At 71.6% G+C, this 1492-nt stretch carries 1 protein-coding gene; it reads right to left on the minus strand.

Annotated elements, in window-relative coordinates:
- A partial coding sequence (locus tag AB0O00_RS39100) for a beta-galactosidase (RefSeq protein ID WP_363659432.1) occupies positions 1-1432 on the minus strand: 1432 nt, incomplete at its 3' end.
- Positions 1433-1492 lie beyond the last annotated feature (60 nt).

A 1492-nucleotide genomic window follows, 5' to 3' on the forward strand; every position in this document is an offset into this window, starting at 1 on the left:
CGTCGGGGGCCAGGCCTTCGCGCTCGCCCCGGGCGTCGTGGAGCTGGCGGGCGTGCAGGATGCGCACCTGGCGGCCGGCCTCGAAGGCGCCGCGGTAGAAGGGGTCGAAGATGCGGTGGTAGGAGGTCGGGTCCGGATCACCGTTCGGCTTCGCCAGCGGCGGGTACTTCTGCATCAGCCACTTGCTGGGCATCGAGTAGACCATCGCGATGTCGGCGTCCGGCTCGATTCCGGCGACCAGCGGCCCTGCGGTCTCGAACTCGGCTCCGAGCCGGGCGAGTTCGGCGTAGACCCGGCCGGGCTTGCCGCTGTGGGGGAGGATCCCGCCCCAGTACGTCTCGGCGCCGAAGTGCAGGGTGTGCCAGTGCCAGTACTCGATCATCCGCGCGCCGCGCGAGACGAGTGCCCAGGCGGCCTGTCGCCACTGGCCGTCGAAGGCCGGCCGGTTCTCCGAAGTGCCGCTGATGGCCTGGGCGTTGGTCTCGGTGACGAGGAACGGCTCCTGGCGGGAGGAGAAGATCCGGTCGGCGCTCTGGTACAGCGCCCACACGCCGGTGGTCTTCCACTGCTGCTCGTGGTCGTCCGGCGTGGGGTCGGGCAGCGCGAGGGCGTCCTGCATGTCGTAGTACGGGTTCCCCGCAGTGACGTCGAGGGCGTCGGTGATCTCGTCGTCCTCCATCGCGGGGTGGTTGTAGGCGAGGCAGGTGGTGACGAACTGGTCGGGGCGGGCGTACTCGCGGGCGATCGCGGCCTGCCAGGCGATGAACTCGGTGGTCTGGCGGGCCTGGAACGCCCGCCAGGCGACGTCGTACTGCGGCTGCTGGTTGCCGTCGGGCTGCCAGAGGTCGGCCCAGGTGGCGAGCCGGTGCGACCAGTAGACCAGGCCCCACTCCCGGTTGAGGGTCTCCACATCGCCGTAGGTGTGGCGCAGGTGGTCGACGAACCGTTGGAAGACGCCGTGGTTGTGGGGCAGGCGCAGGCCGGGCTCGTTGTCGATCTGGAAGCCGATGACGGCCGGGTGTTCGGCGTGGCGGTCGAGGATCGCCCGGGTGACGCGTTCGGCGTGGTAGCGGAAGGCGGGGTGGGAGAAGTCGGCCTCCTGGCGGGCGCCCCAGCCCATGGGCCGGCCCGTCTCCCGGTCGCCGGCGATCTCCGGGTACTGCCGGGCCAGCCACGGCGGCACGGCGTAGGTGGGGGTGCCGAGGACGACGGCGATGCCGCGCTCGTGGGCGCCGTCGAGGACGGGGGTGAGCCAGTCGAGGTCGAACCGGCCGTTCTCGGGCTCCCAGGTGGACCAGACGGACTCGCCGACCCGGATCACGGTGAACTTCGCCCCGGCCATCAGGTCGAGGTCTTCCTTGAGGCGCTCGTACGGCTGGTACTCGTGGTAATAGGCGGCGCCGAACAGCACGCGCGGGGGCAGCGGGACCATGGGTGCACCTCGGAACGTGGGGGCCCCGGCCGCCCGTGGGCCGGCGGCCCGGGTGGGGGA

Source organism: Kitasatospora sp. NPDC093558 (assembly GCF_040683475.1).
Lineage (GTDB): Bacteria > Actinomycetota > Actinomycetes > Streptomycetales > Streptomycetaceae > Kitasatospora.